Here is a 25,383-nt window from a genome sequence, read left to right as displayed (position 1 = left end):
GACGAGAACAGCATAACTATTCTCGTCCAAAATTACTCCTTGGATGAAGGGGTTTTCATGTATTATATTAACAGAGCTTTATTAATATTTAATTAAGCCATTGTTAATATATTGTAAACATCCTTCATCCTATTTTTCAGTTGCTGATTTCGGTAAAACAACTGTAAATGTTGTCCCTTCCCCAACTTCACTATCTACTGTAATCATACCGTGATGCGCCTCAACTAAATGCTTTACAATCGATAATCCAAGACCTGTACCACCAGTATTTCTACTTCTCGCTTTATCCACTCGGTAAAAGCGTTCAAAAATACGTGGAATTTCATCTTTACTAATACCAATTCCAGTATCTGACACTTTTATATAAGCATTATATTTATCTTCTGCTAATTCTACAGAAACAACGCCTCCAGCCGGCGTATATACGATTGCGTTATTCATTAAATTAATAAAGATTTGCTTCAAACGACTTGGATCTCCAATGACAGAGACACGTTTTAGCGCATTTACTTGTAAAGAGATTTCTTTTTCTCCCGCTTTGTTATCAAGCACCATATGAATGTCTTCAAGAAGTCCCTTCATATCAACGGTCCCCATACTCAATTTAAATCCTTGTTGCTCAATCTTTGATAAATCTAATAAATCTTCAATTAATCCTTGCATGCGTTCACTTTCTTTTAAAATAATGTGTAAGAAATGTTCGCAGAATTTCTTATTATCCATCGCTCCATCCAAGAGCGTTTCTGAAAAACCTTTAATAGAAGTAATCGGTGTCTTTAGTTCATGAGAAACATTCGCTAAAAAGTCTTTTCTCATTTGTTCTAATTTCTTTAGCTCAGTAATGTCATGGAATACAAGGACAATTCCTTTCCATTCATGGTTCGTCCCAATAATCGGTGCTCCATATACTTCGAAATGCTTTCGCTCAATCCCAAGCGGCAATAACATTTGTTTACGCACTTTCACTTCTGTCATAAAGATTTCTTCCACGAGCTCTATAATTTCTGTATGATGAAACGACTCATAATATAAACGATCTAAATATTCTTCATCTGTTACGTGGAAAGTCTCCTTATACGAACGGTTTACAAGGTTTATATAACCGCGGCTATCAATTAAAATCATTCCGCTTCCCATATTTTCAATTAACGTATGTAGACGATCTTGTTGCATTTCTTGTTCAAGTGTCATCTCTTGTAAATTACGAGCTAAAATATTAATCGCTTTACTTAACATTCCCGTTTCATCAGAATGACTTTCATAAGCGCGTGCTTTATAATTGCCCTTCGCTAATTCAATAGCCACTTTCGTAACCGATTCAATCGGCCTAATATATTGCCCTGTAATTTTCATACCTAAAAATACGACGACGAGACACGCGATAACAAATCCGATAATTAATAATCCCCACGTTTTTTGATGAACGGCTTTCAAAGGCTCAATTGTACTTTTCACCAAAATATACCCTTGTTTCCCTGCTACATCTTGAACGAACACCGCATGGTAAAATTCATTATTCTGATCTGTTTCTTTCGTAATGACTTTATTCCTTTGTTTCATTGTTTCAGAAGAAAGTTCTTTAATTATCTCTTGGCTAAACGCAGACTGTTCTCCGCCGCTATATTGAATTTTCTTTTTTTCATCTACAAATGCAATAGAAGCCTGTATTTTTTCTTCTAACTTTTCAAATACATATGGATTTTTTAAAACATCATCAAAACCTTGTTCTTCTGCTAATACCGCAACATACTCTGTCTCTTTTATCATTCTCTCTTTTGCATGATCAATATAGTAGTTTTCAAACACGGTTTCCAGCAATAAACCGAGTCCGACTAAAATAAACACAATAAGAGAAACAAATGTAAAAAGAAGCCTGGAACGAAATTTATTCATCCCCTTTTGGCTCCTCTAATTTATATCCTAAACCACGTATCGTTTTAATGTACGTCGGTTTTTTCGTATTTTGTTCAATTTTATCGCGCAAATGGCTAATATGAACGTCAACAATTCGTGTATCACCAGCAAAATCATAGTTCCATACAGCACTTAATAATTGATCACGTGTCAACACGCGACTTTTATTTTTCGCAAGATAAACAAGTAATTCAAATTCTTTTGGTGTTAATTCAAGCTTTCTTCCTTGGAAATAAGCCTCATAAAATTCCGGCAAAATTTTAAGTTCAGCAAGTGTGATGCTCTCTTCATCTGACGTTTCTGCAACTTGTTCTTCTTGTTGTAATTTCGTGCGGCGCAAAATTGCCTTCACACGTGCAACAACTTCCCTTGGGCTAAATGGCTTCGTCATATAATCATCTGCCCCAAGTTCAAGACCTAGCACCTTATCAAATTCATCATCTTTTGCTGTTAACATTAGAATTGGCGTCATAACGCGCTGCAATCGTAATTCTTTACACACTTCCATACCATCCATTTTCGGAAGCATTAAATCTAATATAATTAAATCTGGGCGTTCTGTTGTCGCTTTTTGAAGCGCCATTTCTCCATCCATAGCTGTTATCACTTCAAACCCAGCTTGTTGTAAATTAAATTCAATTAAAGTTAAGATAAACTCCTCATCATCAACTACTAAAATACGATTGTTCATTCTTTTCCTCCAAGTTATAGACTTGAAACCTTCTTCATCCTAGTATTTTCCCCGTTATTCTCATCATACTAGAAAACAAGGTCCCTCTCAATATAATTGTCTATTCATGGATTCAGATTGTTCTATCGTTATTACTCATTCACTCCAATTAACGTGTTGTTATCCATACTTTATACACCTCTATATTTTCATTAAATTCTACTTCCGTATGAATATTGAATTCTCGATTTTTCGCTAGAAAAAACGCAAGAGCATACGCTATTTTATAATCTAGTGTTTCATATCCATCAAATACTCTTCCATACATTTCATTCACGACCCCGTCTGCCCACACTTCAGCTTCTCTTATCGTATCAAAGAAAACGTCCTCTCTTTTCCATCTCACCTTAAAAACCACTTCTTTCATTGACTTCAATTACCGATGAATATATTATTAATTTAAATATATAAATAAATACGATTCGAGGGCTATTATGCGAGTATTACTACCTATTTTAACTTTAGTAGTAACATGTTTCCTTACTTTTAACGTACCAAGCTGGGATACGATTAAAACAGGTTGTTCAGAATTTGTCGAAGGTTTTAAAGAAGGATTTTTCAACTAAAAATAGCGCTAGCCCCTTATAATAAGGTATGCTAGCGCTATTCATATTTTCATGTTTTAAAAATTATCTAATGCTTTTTCCATAATAGAAACTGATTTAAAAGGCGGCGTTACTGTTAAAGCACCTTTTACAACCGTTTCCCCTTTTTCATCATGAGCAGATACAAGCATATCAATTGTATGTTCCTCCTCAGAAACAGCCACAACTTCAAAGTGGATTTGTAACGTTTCATAATGGTGAACATGCTTCACGAACGTAAGGTCCTTCCTCGTAATATGGCTACCTGGACCTGGTAAATATTTCGTAACTGCCGTTGTAATCATTCCAGTTAGCATAATGCTTGGTACAATCGGCTTTTCATACGGAGTTTGGGATGCGTAATCATGCTGAATATATAATGGATTGGCATCATTCGTTAACCCTAAGTACAATAACAAATCTTTATCCTCAATTTTTTCAGTGATAGATAATTTCTCTCCTACTGTAATTTCATCCATTCTACGACCAATTTGAACTTTTTTCTTTAACATGTTACAACCCCCTCCGATTTTTTCACCTTATTATCCTACTAAAAGCGATACCTTATCCGAAATTTACTATGATGAGGGCAATATATAGTATAAATCTATAGTTTCATTATAGGATACATTAAATGATAGCGTTTTCATGTTATTTCAAAAAAACATTTGAGTAAATAGTAGAAAAAGATTCGGGGCCCCGAATCTTTTTCCAATTATATTTAATTATTAAACAAGAACCTTCATAACATTACGTACAGATTCTACAGAACGATCTAACGCTTCTTTTTCATCTGCAAGAAGTTCTAATTCAATAATTTTTTCAATTCCGTTACCACCTAGAATTACTGGTACCCCTAAGTAAAGGTCGCTATAACCGTATTCACCTTCAAGGTACGCAATAGCCGGTAATACACGGCGTTGATCTTTTAAGATTGCTTCTGTCATTTCAACTAAAGAAGCAGCTGGTGCGTAATATGCACTACCGTTTCCTAGTAAGCCTACAATCTCGCCGCCACCTTTACGGGTACGTTCTACGATTGCTTCTAAACGCTCTTTCGGAATTAACGTTTCTAACGGAATGCCACCTGCATAAGAATAACGTACAAGAGGTACCATATCGTCACCGTGTCCACCAAGAACAAATCCTGTAATGTCTTTCACAGAAAGATTTAATTCTTGCGCGATGAATGTACGGAAACGAGCTGTATCTAACACGCCCGATTGACCGATAACACGCTCTTTCGGGAATCCAGCTTCTTTAAATACAGAATATGTCATTGCATCAACTGGATTTGTTAATACAACAATAATCGCATTTGGTGAATGTTTTGCAATGTCGCGCGTAATACTTTTCATAATTTTAGAGTTTGTTGCTACTAAGTCATCACGGCTCATACCAGGCTTACGTGCAATACCTGCTGTAATAACGACAACGTCAGAATCAGCAGTATCTGCGTAATCAGATGTTCCAATAATGTTAGCATCAAAACCTTGTACTGGGCTCGCTTCTAACATATCTAACGCTTTCCCTTTTGTTGGATTTTCCAGTTGTGGAATGTCCACTAATACAACATCTGCAAGTTCTTTTTGCGCTAATAAGAATGCTGTTGTTGCTCCTGTAAATCCTGCACCGATGACTGAAACTTTCTTGCGTTTGATTGTCATAATTTACCCCCCGCTTTAATTATGCGTTTTTGATTATCGCTACATCCATGTTTTTAATAAGTTCATTAGCGAACTCAGAACATTTCACTTCTGTTGCACCTTCCATTAAGCGTGCGAAATCATAAGTTACTACTTTTGAAGCAATTGTTTTCTCAACTGAAGCAGTTACTAATTTCGCAGCTTCGTTCCATCCTAAGTGCTCTAATAATAATACACCAGAAAGAAGAACTGAAGATGGGTTTACTTTATCTAAACCTGCATATTTTGGAGCTGTACCATGTGTAGCTTCAAAGATAGCATGTCCAGTTACATAGTTAATGTTTGCACCAGGTGCAATACCAATTCCACCTACTTGTGCAGCAAGTGCATCAGAGATATAGTCTCCATTTAAGTTCATTGTTGCAACAACATCGAACTCACGTGGACGAGTTAAAATTTGTTGTAAGAAGATGTCTGCAATAGAATCTTTTACGATGATTTTTCCAGCCACTTCAGCGTCTGCCATCGCTTTATTCGCTACATCTTTGCCATCTTTCTCAACGATGCGGTCATATTCAGCCCAAGTGAATACTTTGTCGCCGAATTCTTGTTCCGCTACTTCGTAACCCCAGTTTTTGAAAGCACCTTCTGTAAATTTCATAATGTTTCCTTTATGAACTAATGTAACAGAAGAGCGTTTTTCGTTAATTGCATATTGAATTGCAGCACGAACAAGACGCTTTGTCCCTTCTTCTGAGATTGGTTTAATACCAATACCAGATGTTTCTGGGAAGCGGATTTTATTAACACCCATTGCTTCTTTTAAGAAAGCAAGAACTTTTTCTGCTTCTGGAGATCCTTGTGCGTATTCAATTCCAGCATAAATGTCTTCTGTATTCTCACGGAAAATAACCATATCAGTATCTTCCGGACGTTTTACAGGTGAAGGAACGCCTTCAAAATAACGAACTGGACGTAGACATACATATAAATCTAATTCTTGACGAAGTGCTACGTTTAGAGAACGAATACCACCGCCAACTGGAGTTGTAAGTGGACCTTTAATCGCGATTAAATATTCACGGATTAAATTTAAAGTTTCTTCTGGTAACCACTCGCCTGTTTGGTTGAATGCTTTTTCCCCTGCAAGCACTTCTTTCCAAACGATTTTCTTCTCACCATCATAAGCTTTTTCAACTGCTGCTTCTAGTACACGAGATGCAGCTGCCCAAATATCAGGACCAATTCCATCTCCTTCGATAAATGGAATAATCGGATTGTTTGGTACATTCATAACACCATTAGTTACAGTAATTTTTTCACCTGTCGTCAATGTGATAACCCCCATGTTTGAAATTTCATATGTATGAAACTGAGGGAATAACCCCTCAGTTCAAACCGTTAGTCAAATTAAAATATTCTAATCATTACATCTTCCCAAAAAAATCAGACTTTTGAAAGCGTATTTTCACTATCGAAATAGTGTTTTTCGCTTATCGTTGTGCAATTGGAACGTACACTTGATGTGTTGGTCCATTATAATCAGCACGCGGACGGATTAAACGGTTGTTTTCATATTGTTCTAGAATATGAGCTAACCAGCCTGACATACGGCTAATTGCAAAGATAGGTGTAAATAAGTCATGGTCAATTCCTAAACAATGGTATACAGAAGCTGAATAGAAATCAACATTTGGTGGAAGACCTTTTTCTTTTGTTACAATGTCTTCAATTTTGATAGACATATTATACCATTTGTCTTCTCCTAAAAGCACGCATAATCTCTTAGACATTTCGCGTAAATGTTTTGCTCGCGGATCACCCTGCTCATATACACGGTGGCCAAAGCCCATGATTTTCACTTTATTTTGAAGAGCATTATGAATATATGATTCTACATTTTCTTCTTCGCCAATTTCAGTTAACATCTTCATTACATTTTCATTTGCCCCGCCGTGAAGAGGACCTTTTAACGCACCGATTGCTGCTGTAATACCAGAATATACATCTGAAAGTGTAGCTACACAAACGCGTGCAGTAAATGTAGAAGCGTTTAACTCATGATCTGCGTGAAGGACAAGTGCCTTATCAAAAGCTTCAATTTCAACTTCATTTGGCTCGCGATCATTTAACATGTACAAGAAGTTTGCAGCTAATGATAAATCGTTTCTAGGCTCAACAACATCTAAACCTTTACGAATTCTTGCATAAGCAGCAACTAAAGTTCCCACTTGAGCCTGTAATTTAACCGCTTTCAAATAATTGGACTTTTCATCCATAATTTCAGCGCTCTCATCGTATAATGATAGCATGGAAATTGCAGTTCGTAAAACAGACATCGGATGTGCGATCTTTAAATCTACTTGTTTCAAATATGTTAAAATCTCACCTGGAACTTTATAGTATTCCGATACAGTTTCTTTAAATTTCGCTAATTCTTGTTCGTTAGGAAGCTTGCGATGCCATAATAAGTACACTACTTCTTCAAATGTAGCATTCTCCGCTAAATCATCAATATTATACCCAACATAAGTTAATGTATCATCAATAATAGAGCTCACAGATGATGTTGTTGCTACTACCCCTTCTAAACCTCGAATAACAGTCATGACATTCTCTCCTTTTCCTGAAAATTCTCCCAACCTTGCTCCTTATATCTATTTGCTCCCCTTTTGAATTATGAACGCCCGTTCACTCTTTAGGCAAGCAAAATGCACGATCATGCAAATTTGTTGCGATGTTCCCCTCTTATTGTCCATTGTCTACATGGAAAGCATGAGCGTGAATGTCTCCCCGAATCCTCACGCTCAAAAAAACAAGTTAGTGAGGAAAATAAATTCCGAAGAGTTTTATGATAAAAACAACATAAAACAATATCATTATAAAATTGTTTTATGTTGTTTTTATTTTATCTGGTGTAAAGTCTCTGCTGTTATGTAACTTTTCAAAGTTTCTAATCCTATTATAAACAATTATCTGACTTTTGTGAACAGAAAGAATTCAAAATTTTTATATTACTATAAAATTCCTTATTTAAACATCTGTATAATACTCATAATCGCATAGGCAATTCCAGCCCCAATTAATGGACCGACAGCAACTCCATTAAATAAAGCAACCGCTATAATTGTCCCGAAAACGAGCGCAGTTGTAATATGAGGATCCGTCGTCAATAATTGCACGCCGCCTTTCGCTAACAAAGCAACCGCTACCCCTGAGGCTAAAGCAATCCATGCATAATACGATTTCGCCGCTTCTCCAAGTTGTTTAAAACCTATTTCCCCCGTCGCAATCGGTACGAGCACTGCTATTGTAATAACTGTAACACCGAGGTTAATCCCTTTCGTTTGTAGATAAGGAAAGACTTTATCTCCTAGAAACGTAAACTTCAATAAAAATAACACACCAATAGCTACAGTAAGCGATTGGTTTTTCGCAATAAGTCCGATAATAAGTAGTATGAATAAAAATAACGTTGACTGACTAATCATGTTTGCACTTCCTTTCTGAAAATAATGAACTCATTTCCAAACAAAAATACCTTTAAACTTATCGTTATACATGCTATATCGATGTATATTCAACAGTAACCACTTCATTTTTTTATGTATTTTAAAATGAAAAACTGAGACTTTTACCATCAAAAATTTAAGCATGTATACATTTTTTTAAAACAATTGTCTCTCCTTTCTTTTCTAATAAGAAACAGGTAAAATAAAAAGAAGAGAAAATGAAGTTTTTACCATATAGTAGAAGCATCAACACCAAGCTTTTCCAGTCACTCATGTACTGAAAAAGCAGGAAAAATCCATCATTCCACTATAACATAAAGTGAAACTTTAATCAGTGGGGCATTTTTCACTGATTATTAGTTGAACCAATCGGGCATTTACGGGCGGTTTATCTCCACCTAACTCCTTTGATCCAGCCGCACTTCAGGTAGGAGATTTACTTCCCGTTAATACGGGATAAAGTGAAACTTTAATCAGTGCAGCACACTCGTTATAAGTTGAACGAATTAGGATAATCCATATTGGAATGGGAGGTATACATCTTTGAATCGAAACTTACTATATATGATATTGCGACTCATATTCGTCATTATAGCGACGGTAGCAGGGTTCTATGCATTACTATATATGTCAGGACTTATCTACCCTTTTATTATCGCTTTCGCATTTGCTTATTTGATTAATCCTGTCGTCAATTTCCTTAACCAAAAACTACAATTCCCTCGTGCACTAGCAGTACTCGTTAGCTTAATTCTCGTATTCGGAGCTATCGTTGGACTTGTTACATATCTTGTAACGGAAGCAATATCTGCCACAACATACTTACTTCAACTTGTTACAATAAAGTTTCCAGATATCGTTACATTCGCGCAACAATTTGCACTTAATCATATTATGCCTCTCTATGATGATTTAATTTCTAAATTTAATCATCTTGGGGAACCACAGCGCTATACGATTACACAAAACATTCAAAACTTAGGAACTGAAGCAACGACGCAAATGAAAGAACTTTTAACAGCTATTATAAGCGGGTTAACAAATTTCATTAGTGCACTACCAACAACTTTAACTGTCCTTGTATTCGTTTTATTAGCGACTTTCTTCATTAGTTACGACTGGCACCGCCTTGCTCAGAAAGTAAGAAATCTTTTGCCCAATCGTGTTCATGGCTATGGAAAAACTATTTTTGTCGATTTAAGAAAAGCTTTATTTGGTTTTGTTAAAGCGCAACTTACACTCGTATCTATGACAACTGTTATTGTACTAATCGGGCTGTTAATATTACGCGTACCTTACGCCATTACTATCGCGATTATTACAGGGGTTGTAGATTTACTCCCATATTTAGGAACAGGCGCCGTCTTCGTTCCTTGGGTTATATACGTATTTTTCACTGGCGACACCGCTTTCGCCATCGGTCTTCTCATCTTATACATCGTCGTGATTGTCCAAAGACAAATTATGGAGCCAAAAGTACTTTCCTCTAATATCGGTCTTGATCCATTAGCAACACTGATCGCTCTATTTGTCGGCTTTAAGCTTTTTGGCTTTTTAGGATTAATCATCGGTCCAGTCACCTTAGTACTACTTAATACATTGCACAAAGCTCGTGTATTCCATGATTTGTGGAAATATATTAAAGGCTCACCTTCAAAATAATAGTTTCTAACTCATATACAACAAAAACTTACATGTAATCAGTGGGAATTTCCCACTGATTATTCCTTGTACTTATTTTTCACACTCATTACATACAACAAGAGAATTGCCCCCCAAAAGGATAGTTCTCTTATTTTTTTGCATAGAAAACGCATATTTCGAGGTATTTTTACATATTTATTCTATTATTTTTATAATTATTACTTACATTTATTACTTTTTATGTAAATGAATAAATATGCAAAATAACATAAAACGAGACTTAAACTAACAATTTTCCTACTCTTATCTAAGCTATTCCATACCAATTGATTCTTTTTATATACAAAAACAGGCTTGAGCTCAGAAGAATTTTTCTACAGCACACTCATTAAGAGCTACCAACTCCTCAAATCACATATCCAATCGAAAAATACACAGCAAATACATTAAAGTAAAACTTTAATCCGCAGGGATTTGTCCACTACTGATCATTACCCTTCACCAACCAGACTTTTATAGGTAGTCCGATTCCCCCCCCTTCACACTCAGCAAATCCCAAGGCAGACGTCTTCTTACCTTCAAATAGCCAGAGTAAAGCAAAACTTTAATTAACCGCTCTTTAACCACCCCCTCTCATCCTTTTACAGGCAAAAAAAATAGTACTTAGATCGCTATAATCTAAGCACTATTTCTGCACAATAATAGTAGAGTTCTTTCTAAACTTCCATTCCATCCACTTCATAACAAACGGCTTCAACAAAGCCCTCGTCATAGGGATAACAAAAATAAAACCTATTATATCCGTTACATATCCAGGAAGTACCAAAAGAATACCTCCTACAAAGATAAAAATACCATCCAGTACTGCCCCTCCTGGCATTTCTCCTCTATTTAACTTAGATTGAATCTCTCCAAGCACTTTAAATCCTTGCCTTTTCGCCAAATAGACGCCAACAATACCCGTAAATATAATCATTGCGAACGTAGACCATAAACCTATTACATGACTCGATCCAATTAAGACTGTAATCTCAATCGCTGGTATTAAAATAAACAAGAATAGTAACCACTTCATAGTTCCACACTCCTCTCACACATCACTTTAAACGCCCTCACGGCGCCCATATACATCATACAAAAACTAAACATCTTTTCCTATTAAAGCTCATAACAAACAGCTTTTAGAAGCAATTTCAGGCGTTTTAAGCTAGTTTTACCTCGTTTTTGTGTAAAAAAAAAGAGAAGGACTCCGATCCTTCTCTCCGTATTACTTATAGCACTTCCGCATGTCCATTATAAACAATTCCGCGTGCCGCATCAACTGTTACTTCTTGGCCATTTTTTAAAGTTGCTGTTACGCCGTTTACACCAACGATAACAGGAATACCGATTGATACACCTACAACAGCCGCATGGCTTGTTAGACCGCCTTCTTCTACAACTAGAGCAGCAGCTTTTTCGATTGCAGGAATCATATCTTTATCAGTGCTTGTTGTAACAAGGATATCACCTTCGTTTACGTTCGCTACAGCTTCAGCAGCTGTTTTTGCTACAACTACTTTACCTTTTGCAGCTTTACGACCGATTCCTTGTCCTTTAGCAACTTCTTCACCAACAACATGGATTTTCATTAAGTTTGTTGTGCCAGTTTCAGCAACTGGTACACCAGCAGTGATTACTACAGTGTCTCCAAGTCCGATTAGACCTGCATCCATACCTGTTTGAATTGCAGTATCTAACATTTCGTCAGTAGACGCTGCACGTTTTCCAGCCATAAATGCTTGTACACCCCAAACAAGTGCAAGACGACGTCCTACTTGCTCGTCAGATGTTACAGCTACGATTGGAGATTTTGGACGGTATTTAGAGATCATTTTCGCAGTATGTCCACTTTCTGTTGGAGCTACGATTGCAGCTACATCAAGAGCAAGTGCTGTATGCGCAACAGATTGGCTAATTGCATCTGTGATTGTTGGCGTGAACTCTTTAATACGTTTTTTGAACATATCTTCATATTGTAATGATTTTTCAACACGTACTGCAATGTTAGCCATCATTGTTACTGCTTCTACTGGGTATTGACCAGCAGCTGTTTCACCTGAAAGCATGATTGCATCTGTACCATCGAAGATTGCGTTCGCTACGTCACTTGCTTCCGCACGAGTTGGACGTGGGTTACGTTGCATAGAATCTAACATTTGTGTCGCAGTAATAACTGGTTTACCTAACACGTTACATTTTTTGATTAGACGTTTTTGTACTAATGGTACTTCTTCTGGTGGAATTTCTACACCCATATCACCACGAGCTACCATTAAACCGTCAGAAACTTCTAAGATTGAATCGATGTTGTCGATACCCTCTTGGTTTTCGATTTTTGGTACGATTTGGATGTATTGAGCGTTATGCCCTTCTAATAATTCACGGATTTCTAATACGTCAGATGCTTTACGTACGAATGAAGCTGCGATGAAATCAACTTTTTGCTCGATACCGAAGATGATATCTTTTACGTCTTTTTCAGTGATACCAGGAAGCTTAATGCTTACGTTTGGTACGTTAACACCTTTTTTATTTTTTACAGTTCCGCTGTTAAGAACTTTTGTACGGATGTTTCCGTCAGCTTTTTCGATTACTTCTAGTTCGATAAGACCGTCATCGATTAGAATACGAGAACCTGGGTCTACATCGTCATAAAGACCAGCATAAGATACAGAGAACTTCTCTGCAGTACCTAATACTTGCTCAGTAGAAAGAACTACTTCTGCACCTGTAACAAGCTCAGCTTGTCCGTCTACGAAGTCGTGAGTACGAATTTCTGGACCTTTTGTATCAAGTAAGATACCAACTGTTTTACCAGTTTTCTTTGAAGCTTCACGAATGTTTTTAATACGAGCGCCGTGCTCTTCATGGCTACCATGAGAGAAGTTTAAACGAGCAACGTTCATACCCGCTTCGATTAATTGTTCTAATTTCTCAATACTTTCACTAGCAGGACCTATAGTACATACAATTTTAGTTTTACGCATATTGCACCTCCGAAAATTATGAAACCGTTCCCAAATATCCGACATTAAGCCGATTAGATGGATAATTCTTTAGATAATTGATACATATCTTTATCGATTGTATGCTTTTGAGCTAACGCTTCGATAATATCATGATCAACAAGTTTATTATCTTGAATACCTACACAACGTCCACCTTTACCAGCAATTAATAATTCAACTGCTCTTGCGCCAAGACGACTCGCTAATACGCGGTCTTGCGCACTTGGTGATCCACCACGTTGTACGTGACCTAATACAGTTACACGAGTATCAAAGTTTGTTGCTTCTTCAATGTGCTTACCGATGTCAATTGCACTTCCAACACCTTCAGCCACAATGATAATACTGTGTTTTTTACCACGTTCACTACCGCGCTTCAGACGAGCAATAACATCTTCCATGTCATACTCTTCTTCTGGAATTAAGATTGTTTCAGCACCATCAGCTAAACCAGCCCATAATGCGATATCTCCAGCATGACGCCCCATTACTTCGATAACATATGTACGTTCATGAGATGTAGCTGTGTCACGAATTTTATCAATTGCATCAATAACAGTATTTAAAGCTGTATCGAAACCAATTGTGAAGTCTGTTCCAGGAATATCATTGTCGATTGTACCTGGTACACCAACACATGGGAATCCTTGTTCAGTTAATTTTTTAGCACCTTGGTAAGAGCCATCTCCACCAATAACAACAAGTCCTTCAATACCGTGTTTCTTTAATTGCTCGATACCCTTTAGTCGTACTTCTGGATCTTTAAACTCAGGACATCTTGCTGTATATAATTTTGTACCACCACGGTGGATAATATCGCCAACAGAACCAAGTTCTAATTTTTCAATATGACCAGAAATTAAACCAGCGTATCCATGGTAAATACCATATACTTCAATATCATGGAAAATCGCTTTACGAACAACTGCACGAATGGCAGCATTCATACCAGGTGAATCTCCACCACTTGTTAATACACCAATACGTTTCATTTGTACTCACCTCATAAAGATTATTTGCCTTATAATAAAATAACACGAAAAAATATAAAAACACAATGGAGAAGATGTGTCTTTTCATAATAAAAACGTGCATTCGCGAAGAGGAACGCACGCTTTTCTTATTTTATCCCAATGGAAGCGTTTGAAAACGAAACTTGCCCAATTTTCATATATTTTTCATAACGTTTTTCGATTAATTCATCTTTCGAAATTCCGCTTAATTGTTCAAAAGTTTTCTTAAGCATTAAATCTATATTTTCTGATTGTTTTAAAACATTACGATGCGCTCCGCCTTTTGCCTCTGGAATAATTTCGTCAATTACACCTAATTCTTTCAAATCTGATGCTGTAATTTTCATCGCTTCTGCAGCTTCTTTTGCTTTACCAGCGTCTTTCCAAAGAATTGCCGCCGCACCCTCTGGTGTAATAACAGAATACGTAGAATTTTCCAGCATATGAATGTAATCTCCTACTCCAAGACCTAACGCACCACCACTACCACCTTCACCGATAACAATACAAATAACAGGTACAGTTAAACCCGCCATTTCAAATAAATTACGGGCAATTGCCTCACTTTGTCCACGTTCTTCAGCTGCTTTACCAGGATAAGCTCCCTTCGTATCGATGAAACAAATAATAGGACGATTAAACTTTTCCGCTTGTTTCATTAGACGCAGTGCTTTTCGATATCCTTCTGGATGAGGCATCCCAAAATTACGACGAATATTTTCTTTCGTATCTTTTCCGCGTTGGTGCCCAATTACAGTTACAGGCATCCCTTTATATTTCGCAATGCCGCCGACAATCGCTGCATCGTCGCCAAATAGGCGATCTCCATGACATTCAAAAAAATTAGTAAATAAGTGCTCAATATAATCGAGCGTTGTCGGTCGTTCTGCATGACGAGCAATTTGAACACGGTCCCATACTTTCATATTGCCGTATATATCTTCCTCTAATTTTTCTAGCTTGTCTTCCAAAATACGAATCTCCTCACTGAAGTCCATCTGGCTGTTTTTCGTATAGTCTTTCAGTTCACGAATCTTATTTCTTAGCTCAACAACTGGTTTTTCAAATTCTAGCTCTGCCATACAGCCATTTCCCCTCCTTGATGAACTTCTAAAATCTTACGGAGCGATTCTCTCATATCATCACGATGCACCACCGCATCTAATTGACCGTGCTCTAGTAAAAATTCTGCCGTTTGGAAATCTTCCGGTAGCTTCTCACGCACTGTTTGTTCAATTACACGTCTACCAGCAAATCCGATAAGTGCACCTGGCTCTGCAAGATTGTAATCACCAAGTGAAGCGAAACTCGCTGAAACCCCGCCCGTCGTTGGGTGAGTCATAACAGAAATAAATAACCCTCCTGCATTACTATGCTTTTTCAAAGCTACGCTTGTTTTTGCCATTTGCATTAAACTTAATATCCCTTCTTGCATACGGGCACCACCCGACGCAGTAAAGATAATAAATGGAACTTGTAAGTCGTATGCTTTTTCAACTGCACGGGCAATTTTCTCTCCTACAACGGAGCCCATGCTGCCCATTCGAAAACGAGAATCCATTACTGCAACAACAACAAGCATGTCATCAATTGTTCCTTCACCAGTTACAACCGCTTCGTTCAATTCAGTCTTCTTACGATCGCTCTCTAGTTTCTCTTCATATGCTGGAAACTCGAGTGGATTTAATGAAACCATTTCTTTGTCATACTCACGGAATGACCCTTCGTCCAATATACTATCAAGACGTTCCCATGCATTCATAGAATGATGATATCCACAATTCACACATACTTTTAAATTTTTTAGAAGCTCTTTCGTATACATGATTTTTTTACATTTCGGACATTTTGTCATAACGCCATCTGGTACATCTTTTCGTACTTGTTCTGAAGGTATTGCAGCGTACTTTTTCTTTTTCACGAATAAATCTCTTAGCACAATTTGACCCCCTTCGTTGAGAGCTAAGGTTAGCGCAAGAAGAAAATTGGGCTAACACCAAAGTTTGATGTTAGCCTTATCTTCTCAATCTGTCTAATAACCTCACTCTTTACGTTTAACTTTAACCGCTACGCGATAGAATGTTTGTCATAACGTGTCATGGTCATTTCGACAAATTTTATACATTACGAGTGAAACTGTATATTCTCTACTAATTCATCGTAAATTTTTAGTGCATCATTTTCTTGTTTTTCTTCCAAGGTAGCATAAAGCTTTCTATACATATCAATAGAATCTCCTGAAACTTTACAAGAAAGAGTTGATACGTAATCATTTACGATCATCCAAATGCGATATAGTAAATAATTATCGACTTGTTCAATAAGTGTTTTAAAGAACGTTTGATGAAGCGTCGGAATTGAGTTTTCATTTTCTTCAAGCACTTGATGTAATTTACTTAGCACTTTAGAAAACGTTTCTTTCGGTAAATTACATACAATTCGAATCATATCTTTCTCAAGCAATCGTTTTGTTTGTAATAAATCACGAATTGTTTTCTCATCTTGCAGCAAAAACGGAGCAATCAATTGTACAAGACCGTTATCATAAAAGTTTCGAATAAACGTCCCTTCACCACGTCTCGTTTCAATCAATCCTACCAGTTCTAAAGCACGCAACGCTTCTCTTACAGAAGAACGTCCTACGTTTAAACGTGAACTTAACTCACGCTCAGACGGTAAACGATCCCCTGCTACCAATCCATCCTCTTCCATAATGGAACGGATTTTTTTTACAATTTCGAGATATACTTTTGTATTTGATGATGTCAATGGAAATTCCTCGCTTATTCTTTACCAATCAGCGCTAATTGTTTTGTTTTCTCAGCAACCTCATTTGGATCTACTTGACGGCGAGCTACTCCTGTTTCCATTGCTGCCTTCGCAACGTAAGCTGCCACTTGAGGCGCCACACGCGCGTCAAACGGTGCTGGAATGATATAGTCTGCATTTAACTCATCTTCTGCTACAAGCTCAGCAATAGCCTGTACAGCTGCCATCTTCATTTCTTCGTTAATTTGTGTCGCATGTACGTCAAGTGCACCGCGGAAAATACCAGGGAACGCTAGTACATTATTTACTTGGTTCGCAAAGTCAGAACGACCTGTTCCAACAACAGCTGCGCCCGCTGCTTTTGCCAATTCTGGCATAATTTCTGGAACTGGATTCGCCATTGCAAAAATAATTGCATCGTCATTCATTGTACGAACCATCTCTTCTGTTAATGCACCTTCTGCAGATACACCAATGAATACGTCCGCACCTTGTACAACATCAGCTAAAGAACCTTCGATACGATTCTTATTTGTATATTTTGCAACTTCATCCTTCACCGGATTCATACCTGTAGGACGACCCTCATAGATCGCGCCTTTACGGTCACACATAATAATGTCGCGTACGCCATAGCGATATAAAAGTTTAATAATTGCAATACCTGCTGCACCTGCGCCATTTGCGACAACTTTAATGTCAGACATTTTCTTTCCAACTAATTTTAGCGCGTTTACAAGACCTGCTACTGTTACGATAGCTGTTCCGTGTTGATCATCATGGAAGATAGGAATATTTGTTTCTTTTTTCAAACGTTCTTCAATAATGAAGCAGTTTGGTGCTGCGATATCTTCTAAGTTAACGCCGCCAAAAGTTGGCTCCATTAATTTTACAGTTTCAACAATTTTATCTACATCGTTTGTATTTAAGGCAATTGGGAATGCATCTACACCAGCAAAGCTCTTGAATAATACAGCTTTACCTTCCATTACTGGAAGAGATGCTTCAGGTCCAATGTTACCAAGACCAAGTACAGCCGTTCCATCTGTCACAACTGCTACCATATTTCCCTTCATCGTATATTCATATACCTTACTTTTATCGTCATAAATTTCTTTACAAGGTTCTGCAACCCCTGGAGAATATGCAAGACTTAAATCTTTTGCATTTTCTACTTTTACTTTTGATACAGTTTCTAATTTTCCTTGATGCACTTTATGCATGTGAAGTGCTTCTTCACGAAGTGTTGACAAACTATCCACTCTCCTCAAATTATTCTAGCTGATATCAATTTCTCCAAGTGGTCTGACCACGAACACTACTACTATAATAATCGAAGTGTAGGGAAATTGTCCATTATATTTTCACAACCACATTTTCTTCCCCGACAATTTCACGAAGTGCCCCTAAACATTCTTCACTTGGATGAATCGATAAACTCCGAGATAATTGTACCATTTTATGTTCCTTTTCATAATAAATTAGTACTTTCGCAAAACCTGAATAGTCAAACAATATTTTAGTAACCTGATTTAACAGCTTTTTCTCATACTGAGACGGCAATTTCACGTAAACAGATGCGTCTTTCTTTTCTTCATACACATCCATTTCTTCTAATGGATATAGCCCATTTACAATCCATTGTAACTTATGATTTCTTAGCTCAATCATACCGTCAACTAAAACAATTGCCCCTTCTTGTAACTTATCTGAGAAATGTATATACGTTTCTGGGAAAAGAACTGCTTCCATTTCATCATTTTGATCACAAAATGTAATAAACGCCATCTTTTGCAACTTTTTCGTACGAATCACTCTCACGCTTGTTATATACACGATAGCCCTTTGTACTTTTTTCTTATGTCGCATTGCCTGAGCGAGAGATGGAATTTCTAATTCTTTCGCTAACTTCACATACTGTGCTGTCGGATAGCTTGATAAATAAAAACCTAGTGCTTCCTTCTCTTTATTTAACTGTTCAATAAAAGAGAGCTCTTCTCCTTGCACGTATTTTGATTTTGGAACAGCATCTCCTAAATCACGTGCAAGATTTGCGTACTCTAACGCTCCTTTAAGGCTCTTCCATAAATTCGTTCTCGAAACACCAAAATCGTCAAAACACCCAGACCAGACGAACGCCTCTAAATTCCGTTCTGTTACAAACTTTGATGGCATGCGAAGGCAAAATTCAAATAAATCTTCAAACATTTTTTCCTCTCGTTCTTCGAGTAACGCTGTCACTGTAGCCATTCCGATGTTTCGAATGGAAAGTAAGCTGTAACGTATCGCATTGCCTTCTATTTGGAAATTGTAACCACTTCTCTGAAGAGACGGCGGCAAAACATGAAAACCTTTTCGCTTCGTTTCTCGTATATATTGCACAATCTTATCTTCATTTCCAATTGCACTTGATAATAGTGCCGTCATGAATTCCAACGTATAATTCGCTTTTAAGTAGGCAAGCTGATATCCAATCATACTGTAGGCTACAGCGTGACTTCGGTTAAAACCGTAATTCGCAAATCTTACAATCAAATCATAAATTTTCTCCGCGGATGTCTCATCATAACCATTTTGTAAACAACCTTGCACAAAATGCTTACGTTCCTGATCTAAAATATCACGATTTTTTTTACTCACTGCACGGCGTAATAAATCTGCTTCTCCGAGCGAGAATCCCGCCAACTTCGACGCAATTTGCATAATTTGTTCTTGGTATACAATTACACCGTATGTTCTTTCTAAAATCGGCTTTAAATCCGGATGTAAATATTCAATTTGTCTTTTTCCGTGCTTTGATTCAATAAAGGTCGGAATTTGTTCCATCGGTCCTGGTCTATATAACGAGTTAACAGCGACAATATCTTCAAATTCATTCGGTTTTAACCCGCGAAGTACATTTCGCATACCACCTGATTCAAGCTGGAATACACCTGTTGTATCCCCTCTCCCTAACAATTGGAACGTCTTTTCATCTTGAAGTGGTAAATTTCTTATATCGATTTGTGTCCCCGTCTTTTTCACGATAAACTTTATAATATTTTCAAGTAACGTTAAATTACGTAATCCTAAAAAGTCCATCTTGAGCAACCCAAGTTCTTCTAATGCATCAGCTGGGTATTGCGTAACATACACATCGTTATGCCCTTCTTGAATTGCAACACTTCCTGTTAACGGCTCTTGGCTCATAATAACGCCAGCTGCATGAATAGACGTATGACGTGGTAAGCCTTCTACACGTTTTGCAATTTCAAATACACGCTCATGCAAAAGATTCCCTTGTATAAACTCACGGAGTGATTGCGATTCCTCATATGCATCTTTTAACGTTATACCAAGCTTTGATGGGATAAGTTTTGAGAATATGTCAATATCTCGCGGCGGAAGCCCCATTACACGGGCGATATCTCTAATTGCCGCTTTCGCTGCAAGCGTCCCGAACGTTACAATTTGCGCAACACGAATCTGACCATATTTATCTTTCACATATCGAATCATTTCATCACGTCTTATATCTGGAAAATCGATATCAATATCCGGAAGTGTCACACGTTCAGGGTTTAAAAACCTTTCAAATAATAGATCGTATTCAATTGGATCAATATCTGTAATTTCTAATACGTAAGAAACGAGCGATCCAGCTGCCGATCCACGTCCTGGTCCTGTTAAAATATGATTTTCATGTGCGTATTTCATAAAGTCCCATACGATGAGGAAATAATCACTAAATCCCATACTAGAAATAACGTTTAATTCATGATTCAAACGCTGTATATGTACTTCTTTCGGCGTACTATATCGTTTGTGCAACCCTTCTTCACAAACGCGGCGTAAATACGTATCATTCGTCTCGTTAGATGGAACTGGAAATTTCGGTAATTGATTTACATGGAAAGGAATTTCTACTTGGCAACGTTCTGCGATTTTTATTGTATTTTGAATCGCTTCCTCAGCATGCGAAAATAGTGCTTCCATTTCATCCATTGACTTTAAATAATACTGATCCGTTTTCATTCTCGGCCTATCTGGATCCGTCATTTTCGTTCCACTTTCAACAGATAATAAGCATTCATGAACAAGTGCGTCACTTTGATTGATGTAGCGTACATCGTTTGTTGCAACGACCGGAACATTTACCTTATTAATAAATTCAGGTAGCTTTTCTTGTAAAAGCAGTTCATCTTGAATCGCATGATGCTGCAAACTCATATAAAAATTGCCGAACATACTTTGATACATGCGAGCTACTTCTTCAGCTTGACTCTCTTTGTCTTCTAATAATAATTGTTCAATTTCCCCATCTTTACCTGGTGAAATGGCAATTAATCCTTTTGCATAATGGGCAAGCCACTTTTTCGGAATACCTTCTTTGGACTTTGTCATAATGCTACTAGAAATCTTTAATAAATTTTGATAGCCTATTTCATTTTCAGCAAGTAAAACAAGCGGATAAGCCCTTTCTTCTTCTTCACTAAAAATAGAAGCTGTTAAGCCGATAATAGGCTGTATACCATGTTTCTTACATGCTTTATAAAACGGAATAACGCCATACATAACATTTTCATCCGTAATAGCCAGCGATGAAAAACCAAGTTCTTTCGCCCTGACTACAAGCTCATCAATTTTACAAGCACTTTTTAATAAACTAAAAACGGTTTGACATTGTAAATGCACAAACTTCACTGTTGTACCCTCTCTTTACCAATCTGACTACTTTTATTATAGGTGATGAGGAAAGCGGAAATCAAAACATACTTCTTATACTTTGTCCATATATATGAAGAAGAAAGGGGAATGACGATGGATGTAAGAGAACATACTTTTTTCTCTCTGCTCATTATTAGTTATTTTATTGCCTTTGGGGTTATACTTGGCGGTTCATTAATTGGCGGATTTGGTGCATTTCTTATCGGAAAACCAACTCTCACTTACATTAATCAATTCGCCCAAAATTTAAAGATTTGGGCACTCGTTGCAGCAATTGGTGGAACATTTGATACTTTTTATAGCTTTGAAAGAAGTTTCTTTGGCGGAGATATGAAAGATATCGTAAAACAAATTCTCCTTATTTTTTTCGCAACTGGTGGTATGCAAACAGGTCTTACTATTATTAAATGGCTAACGCAGGAACATGTATGAGAGTACCAAGTGCCAATACAGCCAAAAGATGGTATTTAGTTTTAGCTGGCGCTGCTGTTGGAGGCGTATTGAGCTGGTTTGTTTTTTTGTACATATACGGTGTTTTTCAAGAAGAACAAGCTAGTAAAATAGCAGAGCAACGAGAAATTATAGAAAAACAAGAAGCAAAGCTCCACGTCCTTCTCGAAGATCAAGAAAAATTGAACACTGAAAATAAACGACTCTTAACCATTCAAGAGATTAAAATAAAAATTATAAATCGAGAAAAATACGATTTAGACAATCTTACACTCGAAAATATGACCACTTCTATCCATAATGACCTCCAGCATCTTTTAACGAAAAACATTCAAAGTATCGCAAAAAATAAAGACCTACTCAAAAAAGCAATCGAAAATAAAACGTATAAACATTACGATCGTCTATACCGCTTTAAAGTCGATACAATATCTTTTGATACCGTGCTTGAAATCAGCATTGCTATAGAGAAAGAAAAATAAAGAAGGAGGGCTTTAGCGCCGCTCCTTCTTTTCGTTTTCATATATAATCTCTTATTTACATAGCTCACATAAATCAGCAAAAAGACGATCCGCTTCTTCCCAAGAAGATGCTTTTGCACCAGAAGCCATCGGATGCCCTCCGCCATTATATTGCATTGCTAATTTATTTATAACTGGTCCCTTTGAGCGAAGACGAACACGAATCACATCGTCTTCCTCTAAAAATAGAACCCACGACTTTAATCCATCAATATTACCAAGTGCTCCAACAACACCGGATGCCTCAGAAGGAAGTACATCAAACTTTTCTAATACTTCTTTCGTTAATTTAATGTAAGCTGCTCCTTCTTCTACCATCGTAAAGTTTTGTAAAATATAGCCGTTTAAACGAGCAATCTTTTCTTTCGTCTTATACATTTCATTGTATAAATCTGTGAATTTCACATCCATATCAACAAGCTCACTTACATAACGAAGTGTTTTCGCTGTTGTATTCGGGAATAAGAAACGACCTGTATCCCCAACAATACCCCCTAAAATAAGGCGCGCTGCTTCTTTTGTTATCTTTAATCCTTTATCTTTTCCATAACTGTAAAACTCATAAATCATTTCACTTGTAGAACTTGATGTCGTATCTACCCACGTAATGTCTCCGTACGGATCTTCATTTGGATGATGATCAATCTTGATTAACATCTTCCCTTTTGTATAGCGTTGATCGTCAACACGTTCTTGATTCGCAGTATCACAAACGATAACAAGTGCATTTTCATATACACTATCTTCAATATCATCCATTACTCGTAAAAATGATAACGACGGTTCATTGTACCCAACCATATAAATATTTTTCTTTGGAAACGATTCTTGTAGAATTGTACCAAGACCGCACTGAGAACCTAATGCATCTGGATCTGGACGCACATGACGGTGAATAATAATTGTATCAAACTCTTTAATTGCTCCTAAAATTTGCTCATGCATATGTATAATCTCCTTTTTACTCAACTTCTCCACTTTAACGTGCAGTAAAAGCCCAACCGGTGCAGGCTAATCATTAGCGCGCAGAAACACCCCCGCACTAATTAAAGTTTCACTTTATCCTTCATTATAACGGAAAGTATTTCATACATGCGAACAATTGCTTTATAATAAAAGTTAGAAAGTTTAGATATTTCTTTTTTCTCCACTATTATTTTTCACAAAGCGATAGGAGTGTGTATTATGCCAGTATTAGTCTTCTGTATTATCGTCTCATTTATGTTGTACCTCTTCTACAAAACAAAATACTTTCGTACAAGCCGCCCAATGGAGAAAGGTTGGCTCTCTGGAAAATCTGCAATGGCACTCGGTTCATTCGTCTTATTCTTCGGGATAAACCAATTCTTTTTAGAACTTTCAACCGCTCGTATTATCGTTGGTGTTTTATTTGTTCTATTTGGTAGTGCAAGTGTATTTAATGGATTTCGCCAATATAAACATTTCTTACCATTAGCAGTTGAAGAAGCTGAATCTGTCTGAAGCAACATAAAAAAGCATCAATATTGTGATGCTTTTTTACGTCCCTTAACTTTTAAAATCATATATGCAACAAAAGCAGAAGGTATATTAAAGGGGTTGCCTTGTACGTGAAAATGTAATTGTTCTTCTTCAAAAGACATTTTTTCATATAGTTCCCGCTGAGATAATCCTGTTCGTTTCTTTTTTTCATGCAATCCTTGTAAATATAAATATTGAAGCGGTATCATCACAAGAAAGTAAAATAGTGCGATCCCACCAAAAAAGAGCACTTCTGATGACATAATACATACCACCTTCCCGAAATCCATTTTCTTACAATGTAATTATAACATAGTATAAACTCTAATTGAATTAATATTCTGTTTTTTGTTTATACAATTGTCTCACCGCATAATTCCTCTTCAGCATACTGAATATATCGCCTAATAAAATTTCCGGGATTCTTTTTAATCGGTTCAATATCAAGTCTTAATGGTATTTTTCCGGCCATATAAAAGATTCTTGAAGCGGTCCCCAGTCGAATGGCTGCTTCCGAAATATTTTCCCCATATCCCATTATGAAGTTCCCCCATACTTCTTCTAACTGTCCCGAAGCAATTAAATGCAATCTCGGAACACCAATATCAAACTCTTTATACCCAAATCCACATTCATCAAAATCGAGCAAATACCAATCCTCTTTGTCTACAAGAACATTGCCAAAATGCATATCACCATGAACAAATTGTTTTTCTCCTAGTTGAGTTGAATTTGTAAGCTCTTGTATTCTTTCTGCAATTCTCATGCATTTATGCTTATCCTCATAAGATAAAAACGAAGTATTTAATAAACGTTGTAAAGGCTCGTGAATTGTCTTTTTCTCGCTATATATAGGCCTTTCATAACCTCCCCAAGTTTGTGGCACTCTTTTGAGCACTCCATTTGTTTTTTCATGAAACATTCGCATTAATGATCCAAGCTTTTCATAATCTTTATCCTTTGGTTCTAAAATTTCACTTCCGCTTATAAACCTAAAGACAACAAAATACCGGATACTTCCCTCGCCTTTCATAACAGATGTGATCCAGTCACCATTTTTATTTACAACTACTTCTGGTACTAACATTTGTTTTTGTATCGCTATTAACCAATGTATTTCAGCTTCTATTTGCTCGGCTGTATAACGTCCTTCTCTATACTGCCTAACTACAAATTTATTTTTGTCCGATTCGAATATATATGTTTGATTTTCTCCTCCATGCAATAATGAGACTTTCATAAGACTATTTAAATTATATTGCTTACATAACTGCTCTTTAATGTGAAAATCCATTCTTCTCCCCCTAGTTCGTATAGTGAAGCATAGTCTCCCTATCCAATTA

24 protein-coding genes are annotated in these 25,383 nt (G+C 36.9%); 5 read left to right on the top strand and 19 right to left on the bottom strand.

Going from position 1 to position 25,383, the window contains the following annotated elements:
- Positions 1-129: 129 nt before the first annotated feature.
- From phoR to QCI44_RS04560, 3 genes are all read right to left on the bottom strand, one after another.
- Entirely contained in the window at positions 130-1,893 is a 1,764-nt protein-coding gene (gene phoR / locus QCI44_RS04570; protein WP_353811016.1) for a sensory box histidine kinase PhoR, read from the bottom strand.
- A complete protein-coding gene (gene phoP / locus QCI44_RS04565) occupies positions 1,886-2,605 on the bottom strand; it encodes a two-component system response regulator PhoP (RefSeq protein WP_016086006.1) in 720 nt (239 codons plus the stop codon). Before phoP ends, phoR begins: the two co-directional genes overlap by 8 nt.
- 148 nt (positions 2,606-2,753) lie before the next feature.
- Positions 2,754-2,990 (bottom strand): hypothetical protein, encoded by a 237-nt coding sequence (locus QCI44_RS04560; RefSeq protein WP_033659780.1) that lies wholly within the window; start codon positions 2,988-2,990, stop codon positions 2,754-2,756.
- 88 nt (positions 2,991-3,078) lie between these two features.
- On the opposite strand from QCI44_RS04560, the gene QCI44_RS04555 reads away from it, so the two are divergent.
- Positions 3,079-3,210 carry a hypothetical protein gene (locus QCI44_RS04555; RefSeq protein ID WP_016086004.1) on the top strand — a complete coding sequence of 44 codons (132 nt, stop codon included), beginning with the start codon at positions 3,079-3,081 and terminating at the stop codon, positions 3,208-3,210.
- A gap of 56 nt (positions 3,211-3,266) precedes the next feature.
- Here QCI44_RS04555 and QCI44_RS04550 read toward each other — a convergent pair whose 3' ends face one another.
- The 5 genes from QCI44_RS04550 to QCI44_RS04530 all read right to left on the bottom strand — a co-directional run bounded on the left by QCI44_RS04550 (position 3,267) and on the right by QCI44_RS04530 (position 8,365).
- Positions 3,267-3,740 carry a MaoC family dehydratase gene (locus QCI44_RS04550; protein ID WP_016086003.1) on the bottom strand — a complete coding sequence of 158 codons (474 nt, stop codon included), beginning with the start codon at positions 3,738-3,740 and terminating at the stop codon, positions 3,267-3,269.
- A gap of 216 nt (positions 3,741-3,956) precedes the next feature.
- Positions 3,957-4,895 carry a malate dehydrogenase gene (mdh, locus tag QCI44_RS04545; RefSeq protein ID WP_000153232.1) on the bottom strand — a complete coding sequence of 313 codons (939 nt, stop codon included), beginning with the start codon at positions 4,893-4,895 and terminating at the stop codon, positions 3,957-3,959.
- 19 nt (positions 4,896-4,914) lie between these two features.
- Positions 4,915-6,207, bottom strand: coding sequence for an NADP-dependent isocitrate dehydrogenase (gene icd / locus QCI44_RS04540; protein WP_016086002.1), 1,293 nt, complete (start codon positions 6,205-6,207; stop codon positions 4,915-4,917).
- Between the two features lie 160 nt (positions 6,208-6,367).
- A complete protein-coding gene (gene citZ / locus QCI44_RS04535; RefSeq protein ID WP_016086001.1) occupies positions 6,368-7,516 on the bottom strand; it encodes a citrate synthase in 1,149 nt (382 codons plus the stop codon).
- A gap of 387 nt (positions 7,517-7,903) precedes the next feature.
- Positions 7,904-8,365 carry a DUF441 domain-containing protein gene (locus tag QCI44_RS04530; protein ID WP_016086000.1) on the bottom strand — a complete coding sequence of 154 codons (462 nt, stop codon included), beginning with the start codon at positions 8,363-8,365 and terminating at the stop codon, positions 7,904-7,906.
- A 564-nt stretch (positions 8,366-8,929) separates the two neighbouring features.
- On the opposite strand from QCI44_RS04530, the gene ytvI reads away from it, so the two are divergent.
- Positions 8,930-10,048, top strand: coding sequence for a sporulation integral membrane protein YtvI (gene ytvI / locus QCI44_RS04525; RefSeq protein WP_016135434.1), 1,119 nt, complete (start codon positions 8,930-8,932; stop codon positions 10,046-10,048).
- Positions 10,049-10,715: 667 nt separating this feature from the next.
- On the opposite strand, the gene QCI44_RS04520 is transcribed toward ytvI, so the two are convergent.
- The 8 genes from QCI44_RS04520 to dnaE all read right to left on the bottom strand — a co-directional run bounded on the left by QCI44_RS04520 (position 10,716) and on the right by dnaE (position 21,545).
- Positions 10,716-11,105 (bottom strand): FxsA family protein, encoded by a 390-nt coding sequence (locus tag QCI44_RS04520; protein WP_016085998.1) that lies wholly within the window; start codon positions 11,103-11,105, stop codon positions 10,716-10,718.
- A gap of 196 nt (positions 11,106-11,301) precedes the next feature.
- Positions 11,302-13,059 carry a pyruvate kinase gene (gene pyk, locus QCI44_RS04515; protein WP_016085997.1) on the bottom strand — a complete coding sequence of 586 codons (1,758 nt, stop codon included), beginning with the start codon at positions 13,057-13,059 and terminating at the stop codon, positions 11,302-11,304.
- 53 nt (positions 13,060-13,112) lie between these two features.
- On the bottom strand, positions 13,113-14,072 hold the full coding sequence (gene pfkA / locus QCI44_RS04510; protein ID WP_000821161.1) for a 6-phosphofructokinase: 960 nt from the start codon (positions 14,070-14,072) through the stop codon (positions 13,113-13,115).
- Between the two features lie 128 nt (positions 14,073-14,200).
- Positions 14,201-15,175: an acetyl-CoA carboxylase carboxyl transferase subunit alpha gene (gene accA / locus QCI44_RS04505; protein ID WP_016085996.1), complete on the bottom strand. Its 975-nt coding sequence runs from the start codon at positions 15,173-15,175 to the stop codon at positions 14,201-14,203.
- Positions 15,163-16,032, bottom strand: a complete 870-nt coding sequence (gene accD, locus QCI44_RS04500) for an acetyl-CoA carboxylase, carboxyltransferase subunit beta (protein ID WP_016085995.1) — start codon at positions 16,030-16,032, stop codon at positions 15,163-15,165. The genes accA and accD overlap by 13 nt, the downstream gene beginning before the upstream one ends.
- 185 nt (positions 16,033-16,217) lie before the next feature.
- Entirely contained in the window at positions 16,218-16,862 is a 645-nt protein-coding gene (locus QCI44_RS04495) for a FadR/GntR family transcriptional regulator (protein WP_016085994.1), read from the bottom strand.
- A gap of 14 nt (positions 16,863-16,876) precedes the next feature.
- Complete coding sequence (gene ystJ, locus QCI44_RS04490; RefSeq protein ID WP_011199012.1) at positions 16,877-18,085, bottom strand: NADP-dependent malic enzyme; 1,209 nt, start codon at positions 18,083-18,085, stop codon at positions 16,877-16,879.
- A 133-nt stretch (positions 18,086-18,218) separates the two neighbouring features.
- On the bottom strand, positions 18,219-21,545 hold the full coding sequence (dnaE, locus tag QCI44_RS04485) for a DNA polymerase III subunit alpha (RefSeq protein ID WP_353811015.1): 3,327 nt from the start codon (positions 21,543-21,545) through the stop codon (positions 18,219-18,221).
- 42 nt (positions 21,546-21,587) lie between these two features.
- Here dnaE and ytrH point away from each other — a divergent pair, with 42 nt between their 5' ends.
- Positions 21,588-22,001, top strand: coding sequence for a sporulation membrane protein YtrH (ytrH, locus tag QCI44_RS04480; RefSeq protein ID WP_116329186.1), 414 nt, complete (start codon positions 21,588-21,590; stop codon positions 21,999-22,001).
- The gene (ytrI, locus tag QCI44_RS04475) at positions 21,998-22,501 is read left to right on the top strand and encodes a sporulation membrane protein YtrI (RefSeq protein ID WP_016085992.1); all 504 of its coding nucleotides are present in this window, start codon (positions 21,998-22,000) and stop codon (positions 22,499-22,501) included. Before ytrH ends, ytrI begins: the two co-directional genes overlap by 4 nt.
- A gap of 51 nt (positions 22,502-22,552) precedes the next feature.
- Here the strand turns inward: ytrI and QCI44_RS04470 are convergent, their stop codons facing one another.
- Positions 22,553-23,485: a DHH family phosphoesterase gene (locus tag QCI44_RS04470; protein WP_353811014.1), complete on the bottom strand. Its 933-nt coding sequence runs from the start codon at positions 23,483-23,485 to the stop codon at positions 22,553-22,555.
- Between the two features lie 240 nt (positions 23,486-23,725).
- Here QCI44_RS04470 and QCI44_RS04465 point away from each other — a divergent pair, with 240 nt between their 5' ends.
- Complete coding sequence (locus QCI44_RS04465; protein WP_001144784.1) at positions 23,726-24,022, top strand: YtpI family protein; 297 nt, start codon at positions 23,726-23,728, stop codon at positions 24,020-24,022.
- A 17-nt stretch (positions 24,023-24,039) separates the two neighbouring features.
- Here the strand turns inward: QCI44_RS04465 and QCI44_RS04460 are convergent, their stop codons facing one another.
- Positions 24,040-24,303 carry a DUF3949 domain-containing protein gene (locus tag QCI44_RS04460; RefSeq protein WP_016135438.1) on the bottom strand — a complete coding sequence of 88 codons (264 nt, stop codon included), beginning with the start codon at positions 24,301-24,303 and terminating at the stop codon, positions 24,040-24,042.
- An 89-nt stretch (positions 24,304-24,392) separates the two neighbouring features.
- Positions 24,393-25,334: a phosphotransferase enzyme family protein gene (locus QCI44_RS04455; RefSeq protein ID WP_016135439.1), complete on the bottom strand. Its 942-nt coding sequence runs from the start codon at positions 25,332-25,334 to the stop codon at positions 24,393-24,395.
- Between the last annotated feature and the right edge of the window lie 49 nt (positions 25,335-25,383).

The organism is Bacillus cereus group sp. RP37 (genome assembly GCF_040459695.1).
In the GTDB taxonomy this organism is placed as follows: Bacteria; Bacillota; Bacilli; order Bacillales; family Bacillaceae_G; genus Bacillus_A.
Note: the sequence above shows the minus strand (reverse complement) of the source record. Positions and strands in the feature narration are given on the sequence as shown.

Coding starts and splice junctions, on each gene's coding strand:
- phoR (WP_353811016.1), bottom strand. CDS start 1,893: ATGAATAAATTTCGTTCCAGGCTTCTTTTTACATTTGTTTCTCTTATT.
- phoP (WP_016086006.1), bottom strand. CDS start 2,605: ATGAACAATCGTATTTTAGTAGTTGATGATGAGGAGTTTATCTTAACT.
- QCI44_RS04555 (WP_016086004.1), top strand. CDS start 3,079: ATGCGAGTATTACTACCTATTTTAACTTTAGTAGTAACATGTTTCCTT.
- QCI44_RS04550 (WP_016086003.1), bottom strand. CDS start 3,740: ATGTTAAAGAAAAAAGTTCAAATTGGTCGTAGAATGGATGAAATTACA.
- mdh (WP_000153232.1), bottom strand. CDS start 4,895: ATGACAATCAAACGCAAGAAAGTTTCAGTCATCGGTGCAGGATTTACA.
- QCI44_RS04530 (WP_016086000.1), bottom strand. CDS start 8,365: ATGATTAGTCAGTCAACGTTATTTTTATTCATACTACTTATTATCGGA.
- QCI44_RS04520 (WP_016085998.1), bottom strand. CDS start 11,105: ATGAAGTGGTTACTATTCTTGTTTATTTTAATACCAGCGATTGAGATT.
- pyk (WP_016085997.1), bottom strand. CDS start 13,059: ATGCGTAAAACTAAAATTGTATGTACTATAGGTCCTGCTAGTGAAAGT.
- pfkA (WP_000821161.1), bottom strand. CDS start 14,072: ATGAAACGTATTGGTGTATTAACAAGTGGTGGAGATTCACCTGGTATG.
- accA (WP_016085996.1), bottom strand. CDS start 15,175: ATGGCAGAGCTAGAATTTGAAAAACCAGTTGTTGAGCTAAGAAATAAG.
- ystJ (WP_011199012.1), bottom strand. CDS start 18,085: ATGCATAAAGTGCATCAAGGAAAATTAGAAACTGTATCAAAAGTAAAA.
- ytrI (WP_016085992.1), top strand. CDS start 21,998: ATGAGAGTACCAAGTGCCAATACAGCCAAAAGATGGTATTTAGTTTTA.
- QCI44_RS04470 (WP_353811014.1), bottom strand. CDS start 23,485: ATGCATGAGCAAATTTTAGGAGCAATTAAAGAGTTTGATACAATTATT.
- QCI44_RS04465 (WP_001144784.1), top strand. CDS start 23,726: ATGCCAGTATTAGTCTTCTGTATTATCGTCTCATTTATGTTGTACCTC.
- QCI44_RS04460 (WP_016135438.1), bottom strand. CDS start 24,303: ATGTCATCAGAAGTGCTCTTTTTTGGTGGGATCGCACTATTTTACTTT.
- QCI44_RS04455 (WP_016135439.1), bottom strand. CDS start 25,334: ATGGATTTTCACATTAAAGAGCAGTTATGTAAGCAATATAATTTAAAT.